Raw genomic sequence first — 24,158 nt, 5'->3', positions numbered from 1 at the left:
ACCCTTGACCCGAACCCCTCCCTCCGTTGCGCGCAGATTGATGGCGATGGTGCTCTCACCGCTGCTCGCTGCCGGCTTCCTCGTCGCCGCTGCCGCCGCCCCCGCGAACGCCGCGGACGGCGTCTACGTCCAGGGGACCGTCACTGCCGAGACCAGCCAAGACGTATACGCTCCGCAGCACAGCGTCTACGTCGAACTCTACGAGCTCAGCGGATCGGGTGACGTCATCCGCGGGATCGGAACAGGGATGGACGGTAGCTACTCCCTCTACGGCGTACCGCCCGGCCGATATCGCATGCACTTCGAGCCCAACGGACTTGTGAGCGACGGCCTGACTCCGACGTGGCTGGGCAACACGCCGTATGAGGCGCAGTCGCAGATCATCGAGGTCGGCACGACGAACGTGACCGGTCTGGACGCCCAGCTCGAGATTGGATCGTCGATCTCGGGAATCGTCAGTTATCCGCAAGGAGCGGAGCCGCCCGTCGCCGCAGCCTTCCTCTTCAACACCACGACCGGCGAATGGGAGCGCTCCGCCTATCGCGCCGACGTCGACGCAGCCGGAAACTACACCATCAACGGCCTCCCAGCCGGAATGTACGCGCTGCGATTCGGCGACTCCAACGACCAGGCGCTCGTGTCCACCGAGTACTGGGAGGGCCAGGAACTCCTCTATGCGAGCACGCCCGTCGAGGTGGCGGCCGACCAGCAGCTCACCGGATACGACGGAGCGGTCGGTCCGGGCGGCGTGTACGTCGGACGCCTCGCTGGGCCCGACCGCTCCGCGACTTCGGTGCAGATCTCCATGGCGGGCTACCCGGACGGCAGCGACGCCGTCTTCGTCGTGAACGGCCAGAACTTCCCCGACGCGCTCGGCGCGGCTCCGGCGGCCGCGCGCGTGGGCGCTCCGATCCTGCTCGTCACCCCCAGTGCCATCCCCGCCTCCGTGAAGGCCGAACTCACTCGGCTCACCCCCGAGACGATCTACGTCGTCGGTGGGGAGCCATCGGTGTCACTCGCGGTCGAGACGCAGTTGCAGGGTTATGCGACTGGCGGGGTCATCCGGTTCAAGGGCGTCGACCGCTTCCACACGTCGCGCCTCGTAGCGGACTACTTCTGGGGCGGCGCCGATAACCGCACCGCGTACATCGCAACAGGCCTCAACTTCCCCGACGCGCTGTCGGGCGCTCCCGCGGCCGCCAACGAGTTCGGCCCCGTCATCCTGGTGAACGGCAAGGCGAGCTCGCTCGACGCCGCCACGGCCACGCTGCTGCAGGAGCTCAGTATCGAGAAGGTCGTCGTGGCCGGTGGTCTGCCGAGCGTTTCGGCGGGCATCAAGTCCGACCTCGATGCGCTCCCGTTCATCCTCGAGTCCTACCGCCGCAACGGCGCCGACCGGTACGCCACGTCCGTGATCACGAACCAGAAGTCGTTCCCCCTCGCGGATGCCGTCTTCCTGGCGACCGGGGCGAACTTCCCCGACGCGCTCGCTGGTGCGGCGCTCGCCGGAGCCTGGCGGGCGCCGGTCTACCTTGTTCAGCAGAACTGCATTCCGAGCGCAGTGCTCGGCGAGATCGGCCGACTCCATGTGCGCGACGTGGTCCTCCTCGGGGGCGAGCCGTCGCTCAGCAACAACGTGCTCAACCTGCAGGTGTGCTGAGTCCCCGCCCGGAGAGCGTGCTCGACGCGCTCTCCGGGCGGGTAGGCTCGCGGATGTCGCTGCCGACGGGCTGCGACGGATGCCGCAACGCCGCGACACCCGTCGGGCGACCCGAACGCCGTGCCGCAGCGGCATCCGTCGACCCGAAACGGAAGGGACCCCTGTGCGCGCCGTGCTCTTCAACGCCTTCGGCGAGACACCCGGACTCGTGGACGTGCCGGCGCCGTCGTGCCCGCCTCGCGGCGCCGTGATCCGCGTGCGTGCCACCGGGGTCTGCCGCAGCGACTGGCACGCCTGGATGGGCCACGACGACACCGTCGCGCTGCCGCACGTGCCGGGCCACGAGTTCGCCGGCGAGATCGCCGAACTCGGCTCCGAGATCGACCCCGACGCCGGCTGGCGCGTCGGCGACCGCGTCACCGCGCCCTTCATCTGCGCCTGCGGCCGGTGCGTCGAGTGCCGCTCGGGCAACGAGCAGGTCTGCGACGCGCAGTCGCAGCCGGGCTTCACGCACTGGGGCTCGTTCGCCGAGTTCGTCGTCGTCGACGAGGCCGAGCTCAACCTGATCCGCCTGCCCGACTCCCTCGGCTTCGTCGAGGCCGCATCGCTCGGATGCCGCTTCGCCACCGCCTACCGCGCGATCGTCTCGCGCAGCCGCCTCGCGCCCGGCGAGCAGATCGCGGTGCACGGATGCGGCGGCGTCGGTCTCTCCGCGATCATGATCGCCGTCGCGGCCGGGGTCACGGTGTACGGGGTCGACGTCTCCGACGCGGCGCTCGAGGCGGCGGAGAAGCTCGGCGCCGTTCCCGTGCGCGGCGGCGAGGGCGCCGCGCAGCGCGTCATCGAGGCATCCGAAGGCGGCGTCGACGTCTCGTTCGACGCGTTCGGCAGCAGCGAGACCGCGCTGGCGTCCGTGCAGAGCCTCAAGAAGCGCGGACGCCACGTGCAGATCGGCCTCATGTTCGGCGACAGTGCGCTCGCCGCGATGCCGATGGACGCGGTGATCGCCGGCGAGCTCGAGATCATGGGCAGCCACGGCATGGCCGCGCGCGAGTACCCCTCGATGCTCGGCGCGGTCGCCTCGGGTGACTTCCGCCCCATTGCGTTGGTCGGGCGTCGCATCACGCTCGACGAGGTGCCGGCGGCGCTCGCCGCGATGGGCACGGCCGGCGGCGCCGGGTCGGGCATGACGGTCGTCGAACTGTAGCGGGGCTCGCGGGCGGCGCGGCATCCGCCCGTCGCGGTCGCCAGTCATGCGCGTCCCTCTTGTGGGATCACGCCGCGTTCCCTAGCCTGAGCGAAACGTCGCTGGTGACACGAGTCACCAATCCGCACCCCGACGATCGCATCGATCCCGCGTGCGGAGCGCGCCGGCCCTCGACGAGGAGGACACGACCGAATGAGCACTCACCCGCGGCCCACGCGCATCCCGCGCGGCATGGCCACCGCATTGACCGTCGCGGCGGCGGTCATCACCGTCACCGGCACCGCCGGGGCGGCGCACGCCGCAACGGACCAGCTGATCGACCCGTTCGCACCCGACTTCGGGCCCAACGTCGCCGTCGTGTCGCCTGACACGCCGCTCGACGAGGTGCAGGCGATGCTCGACGAACTCGCGGCCGCGCAGGTCGACGCCGAGATGTCGACCGCACGTCACAGCGTGCTGTTCCTCCCCGGCGCGTACGGCACTGCCGAGGACCCGCTGCAGGCGCGCGTCGGCTACTACACCGAGATCGCCGGCCTCGGCGCCTCGCCCGGCGAGGTCGACATCACGGGCAAGCTCGAGGTCTACAACCGGTGCCTCGCCGACGGCGGCACGAGCAACTGCCTCGCCCTCGTGAACTTCTGGCGCACGATCTCGAACCTCTCGCTGCACGTGAACTCGCTCGGCCAGGACGGATGCCGCGGCTCCGCGAACTTCTGGGCGGTCTCGCAGGCCGTGTCCATGCGCCGGCTCGACGTGTCGGGCGCCAACCTGTCGCTCATGGACTACTGCACGGCCGGCCCGCAGTACGCGAGCGGCGGCTTCATCGCCGACTCGCGCCTGCCGTTCGTGATCAACGGATCGCAGCAGCAGTGGCTCACGCGCAACACGGTCGTGGGCGGCTGGTCGAACGCGGTCTGGAACCAGGTCTTCTCGGGCGTCGTGGGCGCTCCGGATGACGCGGGCTTCCCGAACCCGCCGTACACGACGCTCGAGGAGACGCCCGTCAGCCGCGAGAAGCCGTACCTCTTCGTCGACGACGGAGGACGCTACGCGGTGCGCGTGCCCGCGGCGCAGACCGGCACCCGCGGCATCACGTGGGCCGACGGGGAGACGCCGGGTCGCACGATCCCGATCACGGACTTCTTCATCGCGAAGCCCGGCGACCCGGTCGGCACCATCAACGCGCAGCTCGCGAAGGGCAAGCACCTCCTCCTCACGCCCGGCGTCTACGACGTGGCGAGCAGCATCCAGGTGAAGCGGGCCGACACCGTCGTGCTCGGCATGGGCCACGCGACGCTCACGGCCGTCGACGGGGCGGTGCCGCTCAAGGTCGCCGACGCGCCGGGCATCGTCGTGGCAGGCGTCACGATCGACGCAGGCACCGTCGAGTCGCCCGTGCTGCTGCAGGTGGGGCAACCCGGCGCCGGCCAGGGGTCGAAGGTCGACGCGGCGAACCCGATCACGCTCTCCGACGTGTACTTCCGTGTCGGCGGCCCGCACATCGGCAAGGCCGACACCGCGCTCGTCGTGAACAGCGACCACGTGCTCATCGACCACACCTGGGTGTGGCGCGGCGATCACGGCGTCGAGGGCTTCACCGAGGGCGTGAACGGCGACACCGACCGCTGGAACACGAACACCGGGCGTACCGGCGTGGTCGTAAACGGCGACGACGTGACGGCGACGGGCCTATTCGTCGAGCACTTCCAGCAGTTCAACACCGTCTGGAACGGCGAGCGCGGCACGACCGTGCTCTACCAGAACGAGCTGCCCTACGACCCGCCGACGCAGGCGGATTGGACTCGGCCCGACGGCACGCTCGGCTACCCCGGCTACAAGGTCGCCGACGACGTGACCGAGCACACGCTCTACGGCGGCGGCGTCTACGTGTTCAACCAGAACAACCCGTCGATCGTCACCGAGAACGGGTTCGAGGCGCCGGATGGCGACGGCATCTCGCTCGAGCACATCATGACGGTGAACCTCAGCGCCGGCACCATCCTGCACGTCGTGAACGGGATCGGCGGCACGGCCGACACCAGCGTGATCGGTGTGCCGCAGTTCATCACGCATTACCCGCTGCCCTGACGGGTGGCTGCCTCGAGCGCGGCTCGGCCCGAGTGATCAGGCCGAGTCGCGCTCGACGAGCACCGGCCCGCCGTGCGGACGCACAGGTGCATCCTCGCCGTCGAGCGCGGCCAGGACGCATGCCGCGAGGTACGACGCCTCGCGTTCGATCGACTGCGTCACGGTCGTGAGCGGCGGCGAGGCGAGCGCGGCCAACGGCACGTCGTCGACGCCGATCACCGCGAGGTCTGCAGGCACCGCGAGTCCAGTGACGCGAGCACCGGCCAGCACCGCGAACGCGACCTCGTCGTTGTAGGCGGCGACGCCGTCGACGCCGGCCGCACGCCAGGTGGCGACGGCGGCCGCGCCGGCGTCGGCGTCGACCGGGACGGGGGTGACGAGCGGAGCCGCGAGTCCGTGCTCGGCGCACGCCGCGCGCACGCCCGCCAGGCGCCGGTCGGCGAAGTCGGCGACGCGTCGATCGTCGGTCGTGGCGTACCCGACGCGGTGGCGACCTCCTGCCACGAGGCGGTCCACCTGGATCCTGCCGATGCGGGGTTGCGGATCCTCGGCGTCGGGGTCGTCGACGCCGGTGCCGACGACCTGGATGCCGGCCTGCCGCATCGCGCGCGCCTCATCGGGATCGAACGGCGTCAGGCCCACGACGGTCCGAGGGGTGACGGCGCGCCACAGGTGCGACAGCGGGCGGTCGCCGCGCACGTGGTGCACGAGCACCGAGAGGTCGCGTTCCGCGAGCTCGTCGGCCAGGTGGTCGAGCATCGTCTCGACCACGGGGCCGACGGGCCAGTCGGGCAGCACGCACAGCACGAGGTCGCTGCGCCCGCTGCGAAGCGCGCGGGCGGCGGCCGACGGCGCATAGCCGAGTCGCGCGGCGGTCTCCAGCACGCGTCGCCGCGTGGCCTCAGAGATCGAGGTGCCCTCGGTGCCGTTCAGCACGTAGCTCACGGTCGTGCGGGAGACCCCGCTCTCGCGCGCGACGTCCGCGCTGGTCACCCCGGCCACGCATCCTCCAGAAAACTGCCCTCGACTGCACCCTAGTCGCGTCGGGGCATGGTGCAGGCGCCCGCCCGCCCCCTAGCATTGCCTCACCCCGACCCGCGGACTCGTACGCTCGATCCCTCGACCCGCCCCGACGACCCGCCCCGACGACCCCTCGACCCGCCCCCACAGGAGGAACGATGACCGATCTCGCGCCCGCGCCCGCCGGCTGGTATCCCGACCCGAGCGGCTCCGGCCAGCGGTGGTGGGACGGCCGGCAGTGGACCGAGTACGCGACGCCCCTCGACCCGCCGGCGTACGCGCCGTACGGCACCGAGGTGCGGGCACGTGTCGCCGCCGGGACCCCGGTCGACACCGTGTGGATCTGGCTCATCGTGACGCTGCCGTGCCTGGCGCTCATCCCGCTCTTCCAGTTCGACCCCTCGGGTTACATGCTGAGTTCGTTGACGGATCCGATGGCGCAGGTGCGCATGTACTTCGACCCGATGTACCTCACCGCGACCGCGCTCAGCTGGCTCCTGTACGGTGCGGCGGTCGGGTTCGCCTATCTCGATGTGGCGGGGCTCAGGAAGCTGGCTTACACACGGCAGTTCCACTGGGCGTGCCTGTCGCCGTTCGTGTACGTGATCGGGCGGTCGGTGGTCGTGAAGCGCCAGGCCGGCCGCGGATCGGCGCCGATGTGGGTCGCGATCGCGCTCAGCGTGGCTGCCCTCATCGGCATGCTCGCGTGGTCGGGGGTCATCGTCGCGAACCTCATGAACGCGACGCTCTCGTCGTACACATACATGTAGGGGCGAATCTCCGGACCGTGTTCGGGCCGCCGGACGCGATCCTCACGCCGACCCCGGCTGCAGCAGGGTCGCGCCGATGAACGCACGGGAGACCCGCATCACACCGAGGCCGCGGGTCGACGTCCGCGTCCACCGCCCGCGAGCACGACGATGCCGAGCACCCCGGTCCAGATCGTGAGCGTGTCGAAAGCGAGGCGCTCGATGACGCCGAATCCGAGCCCGAAATCGGTGCGGGCGAAGAGGAGCGCGCAAGCGATGATCGAGACGCCGCCAAGTGCGAGGCCGAGGATCGATCGAAGACTGCGTTCGTGCCAGGTCGCGAGGCCGAGCAGGAACATCCCGACGACGCCGAGCGGTTGCAGGGCGACGCCGGCGAGATGCACCGGCACGGCCACATCCGCCGGGGCGAGACCGACGAGGATGCCGCCCACGCCCGATGTGATGACGCCGACGAGCCCCGTCGCGACGAGCCTCCCGCGCGGCCACCAGCGCCACAGCAGGATCGCGCCGAGGGCTGTGAGGACCCCGAGGGCGACGAACGCCGCGTTCATGATCGCGTGGAGCGGGGAGCAGACCACCATCGTGCCCCCGATGCCGCGGAACGGCCCGCAACCCGCGTTGCCGAGATCGCTGATCGTGTTCGCGAGGAAGCTGTACGGCGGGTCGCTCCACGCGGCTGCCGGGCCGAGCTGCGCGGCGAAGTACCCGAGCGTCAGCACCCATGCGACGGCGCCCACGGTCCACGTCGCGTGAGGCACCCGCGCCGACCTGGGCACTTGCGCGGCCGAGGGGATCTCCATGGCTAAGCCTTGCGCTATGAGAGATGCCCGCGCAATGACGGCGAGCCCTCGGTGAACCCGCTCGCCGACCTCGCCGACAAGGAGTCGCCGCCGTCGACGCCGCTCGCGAGGCGGGACGGGTTGGAGGCGGCGAACGAGCTCAGGCCGATCCCGGCTGCAGTAATCCGCTCTCATACGCGAGGATCACGAGCTGGGCGCGATCGTGCGCGTGCAGCTTCGACATGATGCGATTCACGTGCGTCTTCGCCGTGGCCGGCGAGATGTAGAGCTCCTCCGCGATCTCCTGGTTGGAGCGGCCTCGCGCGACGAGCAGGAGCACCTCGCGCTCGCGCTCTGTGAGGAGGTCGAGCTCGGGCGCCGCAGCCGGCGTCGACATCGAGCGCGAGGCATCCGTCGGCGGGAGCACGTAGCGCGTGATGAGGCTGCGGGTCGCGGCCGGCGAGAGGAGCGCGTCGCCGGCGTGCACCGCCCGCACGGCGCGGCCGATCTCCTCGGGTTCCGCGCCCTTGCCGATGAAGCCGCTCGCGCCGGCGCGGAGCGCCGCGACGAGGTACTCGTCCTCCTCGAACGTCGTGAGGATGAGCACGCGCGTCTCGGCGAGCGCCGGGTCGCCGCAGATCTCGGCGGTCGCGGCGATGCCGTCCATGACCGGCATGCGGATGTCCATGAGCACGACGTCGGGATGCGCCGATCTCGCGAGCGCGACCGCCTCCTCGCCGTTCACCGCCTCTCCCGCGATCGTGATGCCGGGCTCGTGCCCGAGCAGTTCGCGCAGCGCGGTGCGGATGAGGGCCTGGTCGTCGACGATGAGCACCGAGGTCATCGGAGTTCATCCGTTCCGGGTTGGGGTGACGGATGCCGCGGGTCGACCCGGTCGGACGGCAGCGGCAGCGTCACCGTCAGGCGGTACCCGCCAGGGGCCGGTCCCGCCTCGACGGTGCCACGCACCGAGGCCACGCGCTCGCGGATGCCGAGGAGCCCGTGCCCGGCCCCCGATGCGGTGGCGGTCGCGCTCGCACCGGTTGCGACCGGGTTCCTGACGACGAGGCGCGCGGCATCCGGCCGCACCTCGACGAGGATGTGCACCCGGTGCTCGGCGCCGTGCTTGTGCGCGTTCGTGAGCGCCTCCTGCAGCACCCGGTAGGCGACGAGGTCGGTGGCGACCGGAAGGCGGGCGAGGTCGCCGTCCACGCGGAGGGTCACCTCGAGCCCTGACTCGCGGAAGCGGGCGACGAGCTCGTCGAGCCGATCGAGCCCCGGCTGCGGCGCCGGACCGACGGCATCGGATGCCCCGCCCGAGTCCTCGGCGCGGAGCATCGCGAGCAGGTCGCCGATCTCGCCGAGCACCGCGCGTGCGGCCGAGCGGATCGTCGAAAGCGCCTCCCGCGCTGCCTCGGGCCGCGACTCGAGCGCGGACGATGCGACGCCCGCGTTGAGGCTGATCACCGAGATCTGATGGGCGACCGCGTCGTGCAGGTCCCGCGCGATGCGCAGACGGTCCTCCGCGACACGGCGCCGGGCCTCCGATTCGCGGGTCTCCTCGGCACGAACCGCTCGTTCCGTGATCGCTGCGATGTACGCCCTCCGCGACCTGGTCGCCTCACCTGCGGCCGCCGCGAAGCCGATCGTGACGGCGTACTGGAACGTGCGCGGCTCGAACGGGCTGGCGATGCCGCTGAGGAGGCCGATTCCCACGAGGAGGACGGCGGTGACGACCGCGGTGATGAGCGTGGTTCGGCGGTCGGTGCGCACGGCGACGCCGAAGACGGCGATCGCGGTGGCGAGCTCCAGGCCGTCCCCGAGCGCGCCGGTGAAGGCCGCGACCGCGAACAGCACGACGCAGGCAGCGAGGACCGGGATGGGCCAGCGCCGCCGGAGCGGCAGGATGGCCGCGGGCGCGACGGCTGCGGCGAATCCGAGCGGATTGCCGGGGAGGAGGTCGTGGCCGGGGTAGGACGCTGCAGCGGCCACGACGATCAACACGGCGGCGACGACGTCGCCGATCCATGCCGGCCACCGGCGGGGAGCGTGGCCGGCCGACGCGTCCTTCGTCGGAGTCATAGGTCCAGCATGGCGTGGTTCGCGGGCGGGCGCGTCAGCCGCACGCGGCATCCGTCGTACCGCGGACGCGGTAGTCGAAGTGACGCCGACGGGTGGATGTGCCTGAGCCTGCGCTCGCCGACGCTGGAAGGACAGCCGGAAGCCACCGGAACCGGAACATCGGAACCACCGAAGAACAGGACCCGCTCATGACCGCCCCGATCCTCTCGGCCAAGGACGTACACAAGTCGTACGGCCGCGGCCCCAACCGCTTCGACGCCCTCAAGGGGGTGAGCCTCGACATCCACGAGGGCGAGAGCGTCGCGATCATCGGCAAGAGCGGCTCGGGCAAGTCCACCCTCATGCACGTGCTCGCGTTGCTCGACCAGCCCACCGAGGGGTCGATCGAACTCGAGGGCGCGGACACCCGCGGCCTTCGCGGCGCGAAGCTCAATCGCACGCGCAACAAGACGTTCGGATTCGTGTTCCAGCAGTTCTTCCTCACCCCGAACGCCTCGGTGATCGAGAACGTGGTGCTTCCGCTGAAGATCGCCGGCGTCGGCCGCGGTGAGCGCAAGCGCCGCGGCCTCGCCGCGCTCGAGCAGCTCGAGCTCGACGACAAGGCGCGCAACAAGGCGGTGAACCTCTCGGGCGGCCAGAAGCAGCGCTCGGTCATCGCCCGCGCGCTCGTGAACAACCCGCGGGTCATCTTCGCCGACGAGCCGACGGGCAACCTCGACACTGCCACGGGTGCGGTCGTCGAGGACATCCTCTTCGACCTGAACCGCGAGCAGGGCATCACCCTCATCGTCGTGACGCACGACGAGGAGCTCGCGGCCCGCTGCGACCGCCGCATCTACATCCGGGACGGCGTCATCGTCGACGAGGAGGTGGCGGCATGAAGACCCTCGACCTGATCGGTTCGGCGATCGGCAACACCTTCCGCTCGAAGACCCGCACGATCCTCACGATCCTCGCGATCTTCGTCGGCGCCTTCACGCTCACGATCACGAACGGGCTCGGCACCGGCATCAACCGGTACATCGACGACACGGTCGCCGCGATCGGTGCCGACGACGTGATGACGGTCACGAAGGTCGCCGACAATGCGTCGGATGACGCAGACGGCCCCCGTGAGTACGACCCCGACGCGATCAGCGGCGGCCCTGTGGCCGGCCCTCCCGGCTCGACGGCCGTCGTCGCCCCGATCGGCACGACGCAGCTCGACGAGCTCGCCGCGATCGAGGGCGTCGAGCGGGTGCAGCCCACGAAGACGATCGACGCGGACTACATCACCTCCGACGACGGCATGAAGTACGAGATCGGCGTCGGCGGGTTCGTCAACGGCATGCAGCTGCAGCTCGCCGCGGGTGAGCAACCGGATGCCGCGGCATCAGAGTCGCAAGTCGTCATCCCCGACTCCTACGTCGACGCGCTCGGCTTCGACGACGCCGATGCGGCGATCGGCGAGACCGTGACGCTCGCGGTGACCGACTCGGAGGGCGTGCAGCACGAGCTCGAGGCGACCGTCGTGGGCGTCGCCGAGGCGAGCCTCGGCACGACGAGCTCGGCCGTGCCGAACGACGCGTTCGGCGACGCACTGTTCGACGCGCAGTCGACCGGCCTCGACGCGAGCGAGCGCGATGCGTTCTCGGAGGCGACGGTGTGGTTCGACGCCGACTCGACCGAGGAGGAGATCACCGCCCTGCAGGATCGGCTCGCCGACGCCGGCTACGACTCGACGACGGTCACCGAACAGCTCGGCACGTTCAAGGCGGTCATCGACGGGATCGTGCTCGTGCTGAACGCCTTCGCGATCATCGCGCTGCTCGCGGCGAGCTTCGGCATCGTGAACACCCTGCTCATGTCGGTGCAGGAGCGCACCCGGGAGATCGGCCTCATGAAGGCGATGGGCATGGGCAGTGGCAAGGTCTTCGGGCTGTTCAGCCTCGAGGCGGTGTTCATCGGGTTCCTCGGCAGCGCGATCGGCGCCGGACTCGGCATGCTCGTCGGCACGGCGGTGAGCTCGGCGCTCGGGGGAGCGCTGCTCGCCGACCTGCCCGGCCTGACGCTCATCGCGTTCGACCCGGTGTCGATCGCCGTGATCATCCTCGTGGTGATGGGGGTCGCGTTCCTCGCGGGCACCCTGCCGGCGGCGCGGGCCGCACGTCAGGACCCGGTGGAGTCGCTGCGGTACGAGTAGCGGCAGCGTGAGGCGGCGTCGGGCGGGGGGCCCGGCGCCGCCTCACTTGCGCGCTCAGGAGCCGGAGGGCGCGCCGACGGAGGCCTGCGCCGGAACGTCGGTTCGGGGCATCCGTCGCGTCGAGTTCCATGCGCGGTATCGGTCGATGACGACCGTGATCGTCGCTGCGAGGAACACGAGCTGCATGAGCGTGCGCCAGGGCAGTTCGTCGTACCAGGGGATCGGCTGGCCCGACAGCGCGAGCGCCACGTTCGCGGGGAACATCACGACGAGCAGGGCGGTGAGGCCGCTTGCGGCGAGCAGCGCGGTGCGCGGGATGAGCAGGCCGATCGCTGCGGCGAGCTCGGCGACTCCGGTCAGCGTGACGATGAGCTCCGGCGCGGGCAGGAAGCCGGGCACCATGGCGACCAGCTCCTCCCGCATGCCGACGAAGTGCACGGTGCCCGTGAGCAGGAACATCGCCGCGAGGCCACCACGCAGGGCGGTCGGGAAATGCCGGAGTGGGCGGGCGCCGAAGGTGCCGATGGCGCGCAGCACGAGGGTGACGCCGACGAGGGTGATGAGTGGTTCCATGGACCTTCCAATCTTGACAACGGCTAGATTAGGCCGACAAGGTGAACTTGTCAATGACAAGATTGGTTGGTCATACTGGTGCCATGAGTGATCGGCCCTACCACCACGGAGACCTGCGCGACGCGCTCCTCACGGCCGCCGCTGCGGTGATCGAGGAGTCCGGGCCCGCCGCGGTCACGCTTCGCGACCTCGCTCGCCGGGTCGGCGTGTCGCATGCGGCGCCCGCCCATCACTTCGGCGATCGTGCCGGGCTCATGACGGCGCTGGCGACCGACGGGTACTCCAGGCTCGCCGACGCCGTCGAGCGGTTGGGGCCGGTGACCGATCTGCGGGCCGCCGGCGTCGCCTACGTGTCGTTCGCCGTCGGCGACCGTGGCAGGTTCGAGGTCATGTTCCGTCCGGAGCTGGTCCACCAGGACGACCCCGCGTTGCGGGCCGCCCAGGCGCGGGCGATGGGCGCATTGCAAGCCGCGGTCGCCGGGTGGAGCGCCGATCGGGCCGAGGATCCCGAGACGGTCGCGGTCGCCGCATGGTCGCTCGTGCACGGCTTCGCCACCCTCTGGCTGCAGGGCGTGCTTCCTCCCGACCTCGGCGCGGATGCCGCGACCGCCGCGAGCGCGGTGGCGGGAGTGCTCACCGGGACCGACTGACGGTCGTTCCGATGGACGCCGGGGAAGGCCACAATGGGCAGATGGATCCCGTCGCGGCACTCGAGGAGATCGCGTTCCTGCTCGAGCGCGATCGAGCCTCGTCGTTCAAGTCCAAGGCGTTCCGCCGGGCGGCCGACGTCATCGGCGAGTACTCGGCCGACGAGCTCGCCGCGCGGGTGCGCGACGGGCGCCTGAAGCGCACGAAGGGCATCGGCGATACGACATACACCGTGATCGCCGAAGCCGTCGCCGGCGAGGTGCCGGCGTACCTCGCCGACCTGCGCACCAAGAGCGGCCCGGCGATCGCCGTGTCGCAGCCCGGCCTCCGGGCGCAGCTGAAGGGCGACCTGCACAGCCACACCGAGTGGAGCGACGGCACGACCCCCATCGCGACAATGGCGCGCGCGGCCGCGCTCGTCGGCCTCGAGTACCTGGTGATCTCCGACCATTCGCCGAACCTCACGGTCGCCAACGGGCTGAGCGTGGAGCGCCTGCAGCAGCAGCTCGGCGTGCTCGACGAGCTCAACGACGGGGGCGGCATCCGGCTGCTCTCGGGCATCGAGACCGACATCCTCCTCGACGGCACGCTCGACCAGACGCCCGAGATGCTGGGCCGCCTCGACGTCGTGGTCGCGAGCGTGCATTCCAAGCTGCGGATGGAGTCGCGGGAGATGACCGAGCGGATGCTCCGGGCCATCGAGAATCCCAGGATGAACGTGCTCGGGCACTGCACCGGCCGGCTCGTGGAGGGGAACCGCGGCACGAGGCCGCAGTCGACGTTCGACGCGAAGGTGGTCTTCACGGAATGCGCCGAGCACGACGTCGCCGTCGAGATCAACTCGCGGCCCGAGCGGCAGGATCCGTCCGACGAGCTCATCCAGCTCGCGCTCGAGGTCGGATGCCTCTTCAGCATCGACACCGACGCGCACGCCCCCGGGCACTTCTCCTTCCTCGACCTCGGGGCCGCACGCGCCGAGGCGAACGGCGTGCCCGCCGAGCGCATCGTCACGACGTGGCCGGCGGATCGCCTGCTCGACTGGGCGGCGTCGAAGCGCTGAAGGCCGTCGTCTACGCCGGCTGACGCGGCATCCGGGCCGGATCAGTGATGGTCGTGCTCGACCTCGCGCTCGCCCGTGAGCGCGGCGACCGGAACGGCGCACGCGTCGCCACGCCACGCCTCGATGCCCTCGCGCACGGCGAACCCTGCGATGAAGAGCGCGGCGATCGAATCCGCCCACGCCCAGCCGAGCAGGGAGTTGAGGAGGAGGCCGACGAGCAGCGCGCCCGAGAGGTAGGCGCAGAGGAGCGTCTGCTTCGAGTCGGAGACCGCAGACGCCGAGCCGAGCTCGCGGCCGGCGCGCCTCTCGATCCAGCTCACAATGGGCATCACCACGAGGCTCACCGCCGCCAGCGCGATGCCGACGGGACTGGGCTCGGGCTCTCGGACCCCCGCGAGCGAGAGCACCGCGTCGACCGAGACGTAGGCGGCGAGGCCGAAGAACGAGATCGCGATGATGCGCAGCGCCGTCTTCTCGCGCGTCTCAGGGTCTCGGGCCGCGAACTGCCACGCGACGGCGGCCGCCGAGAGCACCTCGACGATCGAGTCGAGGCCGAAGCCGACGAGCGCGGCCGAGGAGGCCACGCTGCCGGCCGCGAGCGCGATGATCGCCTCGATCACGTTGTAACTGATCGTGAACGCGACAACGAAACGGATGCGTCGGCGCAGCACGTGCGTGCGCGCCTCGCCCACCTGCTCGATCGCGCTCATACCGGCAGGGTGGTCAGCGCGAACTCGTCGCCTCGCACCACGAGTCGGAGACCGGCGTTCGAGCGGTCGACCGACCAGTCGACGAATGCGCAGCATCGCCGCTCGGCATCGACCAGCTCGGTGAGGCGGCGGACGGCGTCGGGGTGATCGACGTAGCGCACGACGAGCTGCCCGTCGCGAAGCTCCCGCTCGAGCGCGTAGTCGGCGTCGAGCCGACGCCACTCCTCGTTCCGCCGCCCGCCTTCGGCCGCGTCGAGCGAGCATGCCACGGGCAGTCTCCCGTCGCCGGGTATCTCCAGAATCATCGGCGCCTCCTCGTCAGCAGCATCCGGGCAGATCGCAGTTCTCGTCCATGCATGGGGCGCCCTCGTCGACCGCGAGGACGCTGCCGATGAGCTCGCCGAGTGCGCGGGCGAGGTGCGGGTCGGCGATCTCGTAACGCGTCTGCCGCCCTTCCGGCACCGCCACCACGATGCCGCAACCGCGGAGGCAGGCGAGGTGGTTCGACACGTTCGTGCGGGTGAGCTCGAGGTCGCCGGCGAGCACTCCGGGATAGCCGGGGCCGTCGAGCAGGGCGAGCAGGATGCGCGACCTCGTGGGGTCGGCAATCGCGCGGCCGACGCGGTTCATGACATCGAGGCGAGAGGCTATGGTCAGCACACGCTGACAGTACAGCGAGCGCTGACCAATCGTCAACGACCGGCGGAGGCCTGCGTCATCTTCGGGGGAAACCGCCCAGTCGGGTGCCGCGCCCTGAGACATCGGCGAGTTCCTCGTCGAGTGCGCTGTACTCGTGGCGGTGCTCGGCCATGAACCGGTCGAAGGATGCCTCGTCGCGCCACCGATCGATCGTCAGGTACCGGCCCGATGCGCGCTCGTCGGCGAGCTACGGGTTTGCTGAGTTCATGGCGGGCCCTTGCATCCTGCAATCGGCTATCCCGCTACTCCTTAGCGAAGACAGTGCGATACGTCAGAAGCTGGCCGAGAGCGATCAACGCGGCTTCTCCTAAGTAAATCGGCCCGACGTCTTGATTGAAGAGGATCACTAAGGCATAGGGGATTACTAGGGCCCAGACGAGGAACCAGGCCCACCTTTCCCTTCGCCAGTAGGGAATCAGGAGGATCCCGGCGGCCAGAAAGTTCATCCCAGCCCAGGTAACAAAGACCGTACTGGGCTGAGACTCGAAGATGGACAAGCCGATGTGGCCCAGGACATTGCCGATGGAGATGAACAACAAGATGCCCCAGCCGATCTTGAAAACAAGCGACCGCGGTTTTGGATTCATTTCGCTCATCATGGACCTCCTGCTAGTTCGCCGGACGCGACCCGACAAGCAAGGGGCCTGGTCACCGGCCCTCTTCTCTGTTCGAATGACTCCAACAGAGCTTGCTTGCTCTGCGAAAGTTGATCAAAAGTTGAACGGGTGGTGCGCAGGACCCGCTCAGGAGGGCACTCTCGTCCTACGCCAAGCCCCCACCCCGCCGACTCGCGCCGGTGGACCGGGCTTAGTCGAGTCCGAACATCGCGAGGAACCCAGCGCAGTCATCCCAGGGCACCGGGCCGAACGCCGGATCGACGTACGGCGCGGTCGGGATCACGATGTTGCCGGAGTGCTCGAAGAGCTGCTCCCCTGCGAACCCGAGGTGCAGGTGCACGTGGTGCGCCCGGGCCGGAACCGGTTCGTTGGCGGCCAGGTCGATGCACGCCTTCACGCTCGCCGGAACGGGCGGGAAGCTGCCGGGTACGACCTCGACGCCGAGCACGAGGATGTGCGCGTGGCTCGCGCGTTCGGGTTGATCGTCCTGCGCCGCCGCGGCCGCGGCGCCGGTGATGGTGGCACCACCCAGGACAACAGCCAGCAAGGTGGAGAACACAGGGACTATGGACATGACGACTCCATGGATCGGCCACCGCGGGGGGTTGCGGGGGCGGGCTCGGGACATGAGTCCCGTAGTTATCGGGTGAGCCGCACATCGGAGCGTGGGCGCCTCGCGCGGCAGGCCCGCTCAAACGATGGGGCCAGGCACCGCGAGCGAGTCATGGTCTTCCGGACCCGCAGGGGGTCGAGTCTCACTTCACTACTCTGAGTGATGCTATATGATTCTGAGCGTGACCACAAGACCCACCTTTCGCGAACGTCAACGCCAGGCAGCGCGTGCTCTGGTGGCCGAGGCCGCATTGCCGCTCTTCCTCGCGCGCGGGTACGCCGGCACCACCACGAAGGCGATCGCCGAGGCCGCGGGAGTCTCTGAAGGCACGGTCTTCAACTACTTCGGCGCCAAATCGGCGGTGCTGCTCGAGGCCCTCCGGCAGCTCGTCCCGTCACCGGACGAGGTCGAGCGGACCAGGCAGGCCATGGACGCACTCCCCGAAGGAGCAGCAGTGATCACTCAGTTCTGCCGGCATGACGAGGCGGTGGCCGAGCGCGCTCTGCCACTGGCGCGGGTGTTCGTCGAGGCGGCCGCGTCGGATGCCGAGGTGGCCTCCTGGTGGCGTGACCAGGAGGAGTTCCGTCACCGCGACCAGGGGTGGCTCATCGAACTCCTCGACTCCCATGGCTGGCTGCGCACCGACGTACCCAAGGAGGTGCTGGGCCGCCGGCTGTGGATCACGGCCTCACCTGAGGTCCGCATCAAGTGGGAGGACGCCAACCTGCCGACGGCCGACTACCGCGCTTGGGAGGAGGCAGTGCTGCAGGGACTGCTGCTCCCACCCGGAGCCTGACGCTCCATGTTGGCATCAGCTGACCCTCATTGGATGCCCGGGACCATCCGGCGCCAAGGCCTGCACGCACATGCCGCGATCCGCGCGTTCAGGAGCTCGGCCCTAGGGCGTGTCTCCTAACCTTGTGAGCCAGAGTGTGATGGCTCGTAGGACGGCTGCGCCGCGATAGACGATGGCGAGTTTGTCGTACCGGGTGGCCAGGCCCCGCCATTGCTTGGTGCCGCAGAAGCCGCGCTCGATCACGTTGCGACCACGGTAGGAGTCGGCGTCGAAGGCGGGTGGCCTGCCGCCGCGGGATCCGCGTCGTTTGCGGTGCCCGGCCTGGTCGGCGGGTTCGGGAATGACGGCGGTGATGCCGCGGCTGCGCAGGTGAGAACGGATCGCGCGGGACGAGTACGCCTTGTCGCCGCGGACCGCGTCCGGACGGGTGCGGGGCCGGCCGAGACCGGCGCGTTCGACGCGGAGGTGACTCATCAGCAGCGGGAACATCGGCGCGTCCCCGGACTGCCCGGGCGAGACGGCGACGACCAGCGGCAGCCCGCGACCATCGACGAGCTGATGGATCTTCGTGCTCAAACCACCCCGTGACCGGCCGATCGCATGGTCAGCGGGCTCGACGCGAAGATTCCTGTAGTTCGACAGATCCCCCCGTGCTGCGTGGAAGGTTCGTCGCGTGCTGGTGTGCACGGTTGATCGTGGAGTCCACGCTGACCTGCCAGTCGATCCCCTCGCCTTCATCCGCGTCGCGGAGCAGCTCGGCGTGGATCTTGTCCCAGGTGCCGTCCTCACTGAACCGGCGATGCCGCTTCCACGCGGTCTGCCATGGGCCGAACTCCGCAGGCAGGTCGCGCCACGGCGACCCGACCCGGTACCGCCAGATGATCGCCTCGACCACGCGGCGATGGTCCTGGAACGGGCGTCCGCCCCTGGCAGACGCGACCGGCATCAACGATTCGATCCGAGCCCACGCAGCATCCGACAACTCCCGAGAACGCGACACGCGCCCCAGCCTGCCGCACTCACCCCCAACCGGTTAGGAGACACGCCCTAGGTGCCCGAGGCCATGTAGGCCGCGAGGATGTAGTTGGGGTGCCGGTCGAGGTTCCTCCGAGCTCGGTCGAAGCGCATGGTCGTTGGGGGATCTGCGTGACGCCATGGGGGAGATCCCCGGGTACAACGCGTCGGTCTTCCACAACGCGGCCGAGGACATCACGGTGGTCGCGCTCACCAACAGCGACATCCCCTCGGGTGACTGCTCCACGTCGAAGACCCTGGCGGACAACCCGGACGAGATCCCGTGCATGGCGCCGGCGACGCGGATCTTCGTCGCGATCGCGGAGGCGCTGGTGCATCCGTTCACGCCGAATCCGATGTCGTGGCGGCATTACCCTCGACCGGGACGGTCACTGATTCGATCACCGATTCGCCCGCCGGCAGGACGAGCTCGACGCAATCGGCCGGCGATTCGCACGGTGGAAACGGTCGCCCACGCGGCGAGCGGCAGGCGGATGGCGCTCGCGAGCACGGCGACCACTGCGATTCCGAGCGGTAACGTGGCCGCCGATCCGGTCACCGCGCGGATCAGCAAGGCCGAAAGGACCGTGAGGTCGCCGACGATGCACGCGAGCCCCACGAGCGCGGCGAGGATGACCGTGCGGAAGGGCGTCGCCTCGGGCACCCACCGGATGAGCGAACCGGTGGTCGCGAAGACCACGATCGCCGTCGCCACCGCCGCGGCCACGATCGGGAGCGCGGGAATGGCCGCGATCAGCATGCCGGGGTATGACGCCCACTGGTCGGGTGCGAGGAGTATGAACCACCAGACCCCGACGACTGGCCCGGTGATCAGGAGGATCCGCAGCATTCGTCGAGCGTGGACGATCGCGAGTTCACCGGCGAAGGCGTCGGCGACGACGGCGGCTGATCCGAGGTCGGAGACCGCCACCCGCGCTGCATCCGCTTCGGGCATGCCTTGCCTCGTGAACTGTTCGACCGAGTCGACGAGGTCGGTGCGGATCTCCTCCAACACCGCTCTTCGGGCGTGAGCCGGCCCATGCAGACGCGCACCGAGATCGGCCAGGTACGCGTCGATGATCTCGTTCGACCCGACGCCTCGAGCCGCGGATGCCCCGTCTACGAGGCGTCGGCCGGCCATGTCCGTCCTCCGAGGAGTGAGGAGACGGCGCCGGCGAATTCGGCCCAGACCGCGCGCTCGTCTCCGAGCGCGCGTCGTCCCGAGGCCGTGAGCTCGTACTCGCGCCGACGACGGCCGCCGATCACATGCCAGCGACTCTCGATGAATCCGGCCCGTTCGAGGCGGTGCAATGCCGGGTACACGGTGCCGGTCTGCAGATCGAATGTGCCGCCGCTTCCGGTGCGGACCGCCTCGATGATCGCGTACCCGTGGCGTGGGCCGTTCTCGAGCACGGCGAGCAGGAGGCCATCCAGGTGGCCCTTGAGCGCTTCAGGTCTCACGCGCATCACCGCTTCCTTCACGTCGGGTGCAGGTCGGGACGCCCTCTGGCGGCGGCGACCGATATGACTTAGAGTAGCACCACTACATATCGCATCACTACCTATTGGTGGAGGTTGTCGTGACCACGATGCAGCTTCCTGATCTCGCCGACACGCCGGGTCCGTCGCGAGGTGCGCTCGGCAGCAAGGCGGCCAACCTCGCGACCGCCGCATCCAACGGGTTCCGCGTGCCGCGGGGGTTCGTCATTCCCGAGCTCGCCGTCGACGAGCTCGGGAACGAACTCGATGCGGCGATCGCAGCGGCCGTCGCCCGGATCGGTGACGGCCCGTTCGCGGTTCGTTCGTCGGGTGTCGCCGAGGACCTGCCCGATGCCTCCTATGCCGGGCTCTATGAGACGTTCCTCGACGTCGAGGGGGCGGATGTCCCCGACGCCGTGAGGCGCACGTTCGCATCGGCGCACGACGACCGCGTGGCAGCGTACGAACACGCACGCGAACGGCCGGCCGGGGAAACCGGATCGGCGCGCATGGCGGTGCTCGTGCAGCAGATGGTTCGGCCGCGCGTTGCCGGCGTCGCCTTCACGGCCAACCCGCTCTCGGGCCGCCGCAACGAGGTCGTCGTCACGGCCGTTGCCGGGCTCGCCGACTCGCTCGTATCCGGCACGGACGTCGGCGAACAGTGGATCGTCCACGGCGCGGAGGCTCACCGTGAGCGAGACCGGGGCACGCTCGACCCAAAGGACGCCGTCGCGGTCGCAGCACTCGCTCGCGAGGTGGAGGTGCTCTTCGGAGTTCCGCAGGACATCGAATGGGCGATCGATGGCACTGGGGCGCTCTTCCTCATCCAGGCTCGTCCGATGACCGCACTTCCAGAGCCCGTCTCGTGGGACCCGCCCGGACCGGGCCTGTGGTGGCGGAACTTCCGCCTCGGCGAATGGCTTCCCGAGGCCATGACGCCGCTGTTCGCCGAATGGATCGTGCCCGAACTCGAGGAGGGGTACCTCGAGGGAATGTGGACGACCGCTCGAGTGCGAGTCCCCTTCCGGTACGCGGCGGTGAACGGCTGGTACTACAACACGATTCCGATTCCATCGCCGCGCGTCCTGTGGCGGATCCTGGTCGACAGCCGCGGGCGGGCACCGTGGTTCCTCTACAACGCGCTGGCCCGTGTCTCCCACAACCCCGCGGCGGCCGATCGGGCGGTCCTCCGCAGGCTCGAGGCCGACTGGCGGGATCGGCTGCTGCCGGCCTACCGCGACCTGGTACGAACCGCCGACGTCGAGCTCGCGTCAGCGTCCGCACCGCAGATCGGCGAGACGGTCGACCGGGTGTGTTCGATCGCCGGGCAGTACCTCTGGTTGCTCGCGCTCGTCGGTGGATCGGCCTGGAAGATGGAAGGCGCCCTTGCCGCGTTCTGGTCGCGGCACCTGACCGGGCCGCTCGAAGGGACGGCGATCGGGGCATCCGGACCGCAGGTGCTCCTTCGAGGCCTCGGCGACCGGGAGGCGGTCGTTCCCGCGCACGCCGTCTACTCGATCGATTGGTACTTCGCGACCGCGGGTGAACGCGGCGGTGCGCCCGAGGCGGCAGCATCCGATGATCGAGCAAGCGCCGACGGCCTTGCCACCGAGCGGCGGGCGGCCGAGTCCGCAGCGCGCGACATCCTCGCATCGCGACCTCGACTCCTCGACCGATTCGACCGATTGCTCGCCGTGGCACAGCGGTACGCGGTCATTCGGGAGGAACAGGCTCGGGACCTGACGCTGGGGTGGCCCCTCCTGCGGCGATGCGCCCGTCTCCTCGGCCAGCGGCTCAGGACCGCGGGCACGATCGTCGACGTCGACGATGTCTTCTTCCTCGTCCGGAGCGACGTCTTCGATACGGCGTCGAACCATGAGCTCAGCGCGCGACGTCGGAGGGCGGACTGGGAGAGCCGAAGACGTCTTCCTGCGCCCCTCACGCTCGGCACCGCCCCGCGCATGATCGGCGACCCGGTCGCCCGCGCGGTGCAGAGGGCCCGGCGCACCGAGAGCCTTCCCGAGGACGCGATCCTCGGGCATCCAGCCAGCATCGGCCGGGCGACCGGTCGGGTTCGTCTCGTCGCCGGCCCCGAGGACTTCCCGAGCTTCCGCAAGGGGGAGATCCTCGTCGCCAAGGCCACCGCACCTGCGTGGACGCCACTCTTCCCGCTGGCTGCGGCGGTGGTCACCGACGGCGGCACCCTCGCCGCCCATGCCTCCCTCGTCGCACGCGAGTACGGGATCCCGGCCGTCGTCGGCACCGGCGACGCGACCTCGCGACTGCACACCGGTCAACTCGTCACCGTCGACGGCGGCGCAGGAGCAGTGCTGCCGCACTGATCCACATCACCGACCGGAAGGCCGACCCTTTCAGTCGGCCGCGGATTCGCCGGCGAGCTCATCGACCAGGCGAAGCCCTCGCTGCGCCCACGCGATCTCCTGTTCTGCACGGGCGGCGAGTCCTTCGTAGGCGAACATCTTGAAGGCGGTGATGCGCGGCCACTCGGATGACGGGTACCGTTCGAGGCGCTTTGCGAAGATCGGATGCGTGTGATCACGGATGGACTCGAGTTGTTCGAGCCATTGCCGGCGCTGATCCTCGTAGTGGGCGACGTGTGCACGGAGCTGTTCCCGCACGGCGTCGGGGTCGGCCCATTCGAAGTACGCGGCTTTGAGGTGGGCGGGGTCGCGCTCGCGCGTGTACCGGAGGGGGAGGTTCATCCAGTCGACGAACTCCGAGATGCCCGCATCCGTGACGTGGTACTCGGTCTTCGTTCCCTTGTCCCCCCACGGGAGCGCCACGCCATCGACGAGTCCGGCCGCCTCCATCCGGCGCAGTTCCGGATAGATCTGCGAGTCAGGGGCGTACCAGACGTGACCGACCGAGATGTGGAAGGCCTTGGCCAGGTCGTAGCCCGTCATCGGCTGTGCCGTCAGGAGCGCGAGGAGGGCGTAGCGGAGGCTCATGGTCCGATTCTGCACCGTCGCTTGCGAAATACCTATGCTCATAGTTATAGTCCATAACTATCGCCATAGGTATTTGAGATCGAAGGAGCTCTCGTGAAGGACAGCACGGTCAACAAGGTCCTCGATTATCCACGGAACGCGTGGTACGTCGCCGCGTGGGATCACGAGGTGAACAGGAACATCCTGTCGCGTACGGTCGCGGGCCGGCCGCTGGCCATCTATCGGACCGAGGACGGCCAGCCGGTCGCGCTGGCTGACGCGTGCTGGCACCGGCTCGCGCCGCTGTCGATGGGAAAGCTCGTCGGTCGCGACGGCATCCAATGCCCCTACCACGGCATCCGGTACAACTCGGCGGGGCGATGCATCTCGATGCCCGCCCAGGAGACGATCAACCCGAGCGCGACCGTGCCGTCGTTCCCGGTGGTCGAGCGCTTCCGCTTCGTCTGGGTCTGGGTGGGCGATCCAACCCTCGCGGAACCATCACTCGTGCCGGACATGTCCCAGATGGATGCCGCAGGCTGGACTGGCGACGGGCTCACGATCGAGGTCGCCTGCAACTACCAGCTCGTGCTCGACAACCTCATGGACCTGACCCACGAGGAGTTCCTGCACGGTTCGAGCATCGGGCAGGAGGAGCTGAGCGAATCGGACTTCGTGACCAGCCACACCGACACGACGGTCACGGTCGAACGCTGGATGCTCGACATCGCCCCGCCGCCCTTCTGGCTGAAGAACATGCGCGACAGGTTCCCCGGGTTCGAGGGGAACGTCGACCGCTGGCAGATCATCCACTTCGAAGCGCCATCGACGATCTGCATCGACGTCGGCGTCGCGAAGGCCGGAACCGGGGCCCCGCAAGGTGACCGGAGCCAGGGCGTCAACGGGTATGTCATGAACACGATCACCCCCGAACGTGATCGCAGCTGCCACTACTTCTGGTCCTTCCAGCGGAACTACCGGCTCGAAAGCCAACTCATCACCACGCAGCTCCGAGATGGCGTGTCACGGGTGTTCAAGGAGGACGAGGACATGCTCATCGCTCAGCAGGCGGCGATCGATGCCAACCCCGACTACGAGTTCTACAGCCTGAACATCGACTCGGGCGGCATGTGGGTGCGGCGCCTGATCGAGCGGCGACTCGAGGCGGAAGGCCTGCTGCCCGCTGCCCCGGTCGCAGCCATCGCCTCCTGAT

The 24,158-nt window shown here is 69.6% G+C and carries 25 protein-coding genes; 11 read left to right on the top strand and 14 right to left on the bottom strand.

What is annotated here, in order from left to right:
* Window positions 1-46 precede the first annotated feature (46 nt).
* The 3 genes from ASG80_RS18730 to ASG80_RS18720 all read left to right on the top strand — a co-directional run bounded on the left by ASG80_RS18730 (window position 47) and on the right by ASG80_RS18720 (window position 4,955).
* Window positions 47-1,660: a cell wall-binding repeat-containing protein gene (locus ASG80_RS18730; RefSeq protein ID WP_056733561.1), complete on the top strand. Its 1,614-nt coding sequence runs from the start codon at window positions 47-49 to the stop codon at window positions 1,658-1,660.
* 163 nt (window positions 1,661-1,823) lie between these two features.
* On the top strand, window positions 1,824-2,867 hold the full coding sequence (locus tag ASG80_RS18725; protein WP_056733559.1) for a zinc-dependent alcohol dehydrogenase family protein: 1,044 nt from the start codon (window positions 1,824-1,826) through the stop codon (window positions 2,865-2,867).
* A 192-nt stretch (window positions 2,868-3,059) separates the two neighbouring features.
* On the top strand, window positions 3,060-4,955 hold the full coding sequence (locus ASG80_RS18720; RefSeq protein ID WP_056733557.1) for a hypothetical protein: 1,896 nt from the start codon (window positions 3,060-3,062) through the stop codon (window positions 4,953-4,955).
* 36 nt (window positions 4,956-4,991) lie between these two features.
* On the opposite strand, the gene ASG80_RS18715 is transcribed toward ASG80_RS18720, so the two are convergent.
* Window positions 4,992-5,948 (bottom strand): LacI family DNA-binding transcriptional regulator, encoded by a 957-nt coding sequence (locus ASG80_RS18715; protein WP_235508401.1) that lies wholly within the window; start codon window positions 5,946-5,948, stop codon window positions 4,992-4,994.
* A 185-nt stretch (window positions 5,949-6,133) separates the two neighbouring features.
* On the opposite strand from ASG80_RS18715, the gene ASG80_RS18710 reads away from it, so the two are divergent.
* Complete coding sequence (locus ASG80_RS18710) at window positions 6,134-6,745, top strand: DUF2510 domain-containing protein (RefSeq protein WP_056733552.1); 612 nt, start codon at window positions 6,134-6,136, stop codon at window positions 6,743-6,745.
* A 98-nt stretch (window positions 6,746-6,843) separates the two neighbouring features.
* On the opposite strand, the gene ASG80_RS18705 is transcribed toward ASG80_RS18710, so the two are convergent.
* The 3 genes from ASG80_RS18705 to ASG80_RS18695 all read right to left on the bottom strand — a co-directional run bounded on the left by ASG80_RS18705 (window position 6,844) and on the right by ASG80_RS18695 (window position 9,606).
* Complete coding sequence (locus ASG80_RS18705) at window positions 6,844-7,545, bottom strand: DUF998 domain-containing protein (protein WP_056733550.1); 702 nt, start codon at window positions 7,543-7,545, stop codon at window positions 6,844-6,846.
* 139 nt (window positions 7,546-7,684) lie between these two features.
* The gene (locus ASG80_RS18700) at window positions 7,685-8,368 is read right to left on the bottom strand and encodes a response regulator transcription factor (protein WP_056733548.1); all 684 of its coding nucleotides are present in this window, start codon (window positions 8,366-8,368) and stop codon (window positions 7,685-7,687) included.
* Window positions 8,365-9,606 (bottom strand): sensor histidine kinase, encoded by a 1,242-nt coding sequence (locus ASG80_RS18695; RefSeq protein ID WP_056733545.1) that lies wholly within the window; start codon window positions 9,604-9,606, stop codon window positions 8,365-8,367. The genes ASG80_RS18700 and ASG80_RS18695 overlap by 4 nt, the downstream gene beginning before the upstream one ends.
* 188 nt (window positions 9,607-9,794) lie before the next feature.
* On the opposite strand from ASG80_RS18695, the gene ASG80_RS18690 reads away from it, so the two are divergent.
* Window positions 9,795-10,487 (top strand): ABC transporter ATP-binding protein, encoded by a 693-nt coding sequence (locus ASG80_RS18690; RefSeq protein WP_056733543.1) that lies wholly within the window; start codon window positions 9,795-9,797, stop codon window positions 10,485-10,487.
* Window positions 10,484-11,788: an ABC transporter permease gene (locus ASG80_RS18685; RefSeq protein ID WP_056733540.1), complete on the top strand. Its 1,305-nt coding sequence runs from the start codon at window positions 10,484-10,486 to the stop codon at window positions 11,786-11,788. Before ASG80_RS18690 ends, ASG80_RS18685 begins: the two co-directional genes overlap by 4 nt.
* Window positions 11,789-11,842: 54 nt before the next feature.
* On the opposite strand, the gene ASG80_RS18680 is transcribed toward ASG80_RS18685, so the two are convergent.
* The gene (locus tag ASG80_RS18680) at window positions 11,843-12,361 is read right to left on the bottom strand and encodes a DoxX family protein (RefSeq protein WP_056733538.1); all 519 of its coding nucleotides are present in this window, start codon (window positions 12,359-12,361) and stop codon (window positions 11,843-11,845) included.
* Between the two features lie 83 nt (window positions 12,362-12,444).
* Between ASG80_RS18680 and ASG80_RS18675 the strand changes: the two genes are divergently transcribed.
* Window positions 12,445-13,011, top strand: coding sequence for a TetR/AcrR family transcriptional regulator (locus ASG80_RS18675; RefSeq protein WP_056733535.1), 567 nt, complete (start codon window positions 12,445-12,447; stop codon window positions 13,009-13,011).
* A 41-nt stretch (window positions 13,012-13,052) separates the two neighbouring features.
* The gene (locus ASG80_RS18670) at window positions 13,053-14,069 is read left to right on the top strand and encodes a PHP domain-containing protein (protein WP_056733533.1); all 1,017 of its coding nucleotides are present in this window, start codon (window positions 13,053-13,055) and stop codon (window positions 14,067-14,069) included.
* A gap of 41 nt (window positions 14,070-14,110) precedes the next feature.
* On the opposite strand, the gene ASG80_RS18665 is transcribed toward ASG80_RS18670, so the two are convergent.
* The 5 genes from ASG80_RS18665 to ASG80_RS18645 all read right to left on the bottom strand — a co-directional run bounded on the left by ASG80_RS18665 (window position 14,111) and on the right by ASG80_RS18645 (window position 16,669).
* Window positions 14,111-14,779: a cation transporter gene (locus ASG80_RS18665; protein ID WP_056733531.1), complete on the bottom strand. Its 669-nt coding sequence runs from the start codon at window positions 14,777-14,779 to the stop codon at window positions 14,111-14,113.
* Window positions 14,776-15,084, bottom strand: coding sequence for a hypothetical protein (locus ASG80_RS18660; protein WP_056733529.1), 309 nt, complete (start codon window positions 15,082-15,084; stop codon window positions 14,776-14,778). Before ASG80_RS18660 ends, ASG80_RS18665 begins: the two co-directional genes overlap by 4 nt.
* Before the next feature lie 13 nt (window positions 15,085-15,097).
* On the bottom strand, window positions 15,098-15,439 hold the full coding sequence (locus ASG80_RS18655; protein ID WP_056733527.1) for a helix-turn-helix transcriptional regulator: 342 nt from the start codon (window positions 15,437-15,439) through the stop codon (window positions 15,098-15,100).
* A 281-nt stretch (window positions 15,440-15,720) separates the two neighbouring features.
* Window positions 15,721-16,074 (bottom strand): hypothetical protein, encoded by a 354-nt coding sequence (locus tag ASG80_RS18650; RefSeq protein ID WP_156401950.1) that lies wholly within the window; start codon window positions 16,072-16,074, stop codon window positions 15,721-15,723.
* Window positions 16,075-16,285: 211 nt separating this feature from the next.
* Window positions 16,286-16,669 (bottom strand): hypothetical protein, encoded by a 384-nt coding sequence (locus ASG80_RS18645; protein ID WP_156401949.1) that lies wholly within the window; start codon window positions 16,667-16,669, stop codon window positions 16,286-16,288.
* Window positions 16,670-16,889: 220 nt separating this feature from the next.
* On the opposite strand from ASG80_RS18645, the gene ASG80_RS18640 reads away from it, so the two are divergent.
* On the top strand, window positions 16,890-17,504 hold the full coding sequence (locus ASG80_RS18640) for a TetR/AcrR family transcriptional regulator (RefSeq protein ID WP_162256653.1): 615 nt from the start codon (window positions 16,890-16,892) through the stop codon (window positions 17,502-17,504).
* Between the two features lie 102 nt (window positions 17,505-17,606).
* Here the strand turns inward: ASG80_RS18640 and ASG80_RS18635 are convergent.
* The 3 genes from ASG80_RS18635 to ASG80_RS18615 form a co-directional block, all read right to left on the bottom strand.
* Window positions 17,607-18,504 (bottom strand): IS5 family transposase gene (locus tag ASG80_RS18635; protein WP_156401948.1). Its coding sequence is split into 2 segments (ribosomal slippage): window positions 17,607-18,143 and window positions 18,145-18,504, totalling 897 coding nucleotides; the frame shifts between segments, so codons are not numbered across the junction.
* Between the two features lie 384 nt (window positions 18,505-18,888).
* A complete protein-coding gene (locus ASG80_RS18620; protein WP_056733515.1) occupies window positions 18,889-19,659 on the bottom strand; it encodes a permease prefix domain 1-containing protein in 771 nt (256 codons plus the stop codon).
* Window positions 19,638-19,985 carry a PadR family transcriptional regulator gene (locus ASG80_RS18615; protein WP_082590664.1) on the bottom strand — a complete coding sequence of 116 codons (348 nt, stop codon included), beginning with the start codon at window positions 19,983-19,985 and terminating at the stop codon, window positions 19,638-19,640. The genes ASG80_RS18620 and ASG80_RS18615 overlap by 22 nt, the downstream gene beginning before the upstream one ends.
* A gap of 122 nt (window positions 19,986-20,107) precedes the next feature.
* Between ASG80_RS18615 and ASG80_RS18610 the strand changes: the two genes are divergently transcribed.
* A complete protein-coding gene (locus tag ASG80_RS18610) occupies window positions 20,108-22,339 on the top strand; it encodes a PEP/pyruvate-binding domain-containing protein (RefSeq protein ID WP_235508414.1) in 2,232 nt (743 codons plus the stop codon).
* 30 nt (window positions 22,340-22,369) lie between these two features.
* Here ASG80_RS18610 and ASG80_RS18605 read toward each other — a convergent pair whose 3' ends face one another.
* On the bottom strand, window positions 22,370-22,966 hold the full coding sequence (locus ASG80_RS18605; RefSeq protein ID WP_056733510.1) for a PadR family transcriptional regulator: 597 nt from the start codon (window positions 22,964-22,966) through the stop codon (window positions 22,370-22,372).
* 93 nt (window positions 22,967-23,059) lie between these two features.
* Here ASG80_RS18605 and ASG80_RS18600 point away from each other — a divergent pair, with 93 nt between their 5' ends.
* Window positions 23,060-24,157, top strand: a complete 1,098-nt coding sequence (locus ASG80_RS18600) for an aromatic ring-hydroxylating dioxygenase subunit alpha (RefSeq protein ID WP_082590662.1) — start codon at window positions 23,060-23,062, stop codon at window positions 24,155-24,157.
* The last annotated feature ends 1 nt before the right edge of the window (window position 24,158 follow it).

Origin of the sequence: Agromyces sp. Soil535 (genome assembly GCF_001428255.1) — a bacterium.
Taxonomy (GTDB): domain Bacteria; phylum Actinomycetota; class Actinomycetes; order Actinomycetales; family Microbacteriaceae; genus Agromyces.
Note: the sequence above shows the minus strand (reverse complement) of the source record. Positions and strands in the feature narration are given on the sequence as shown.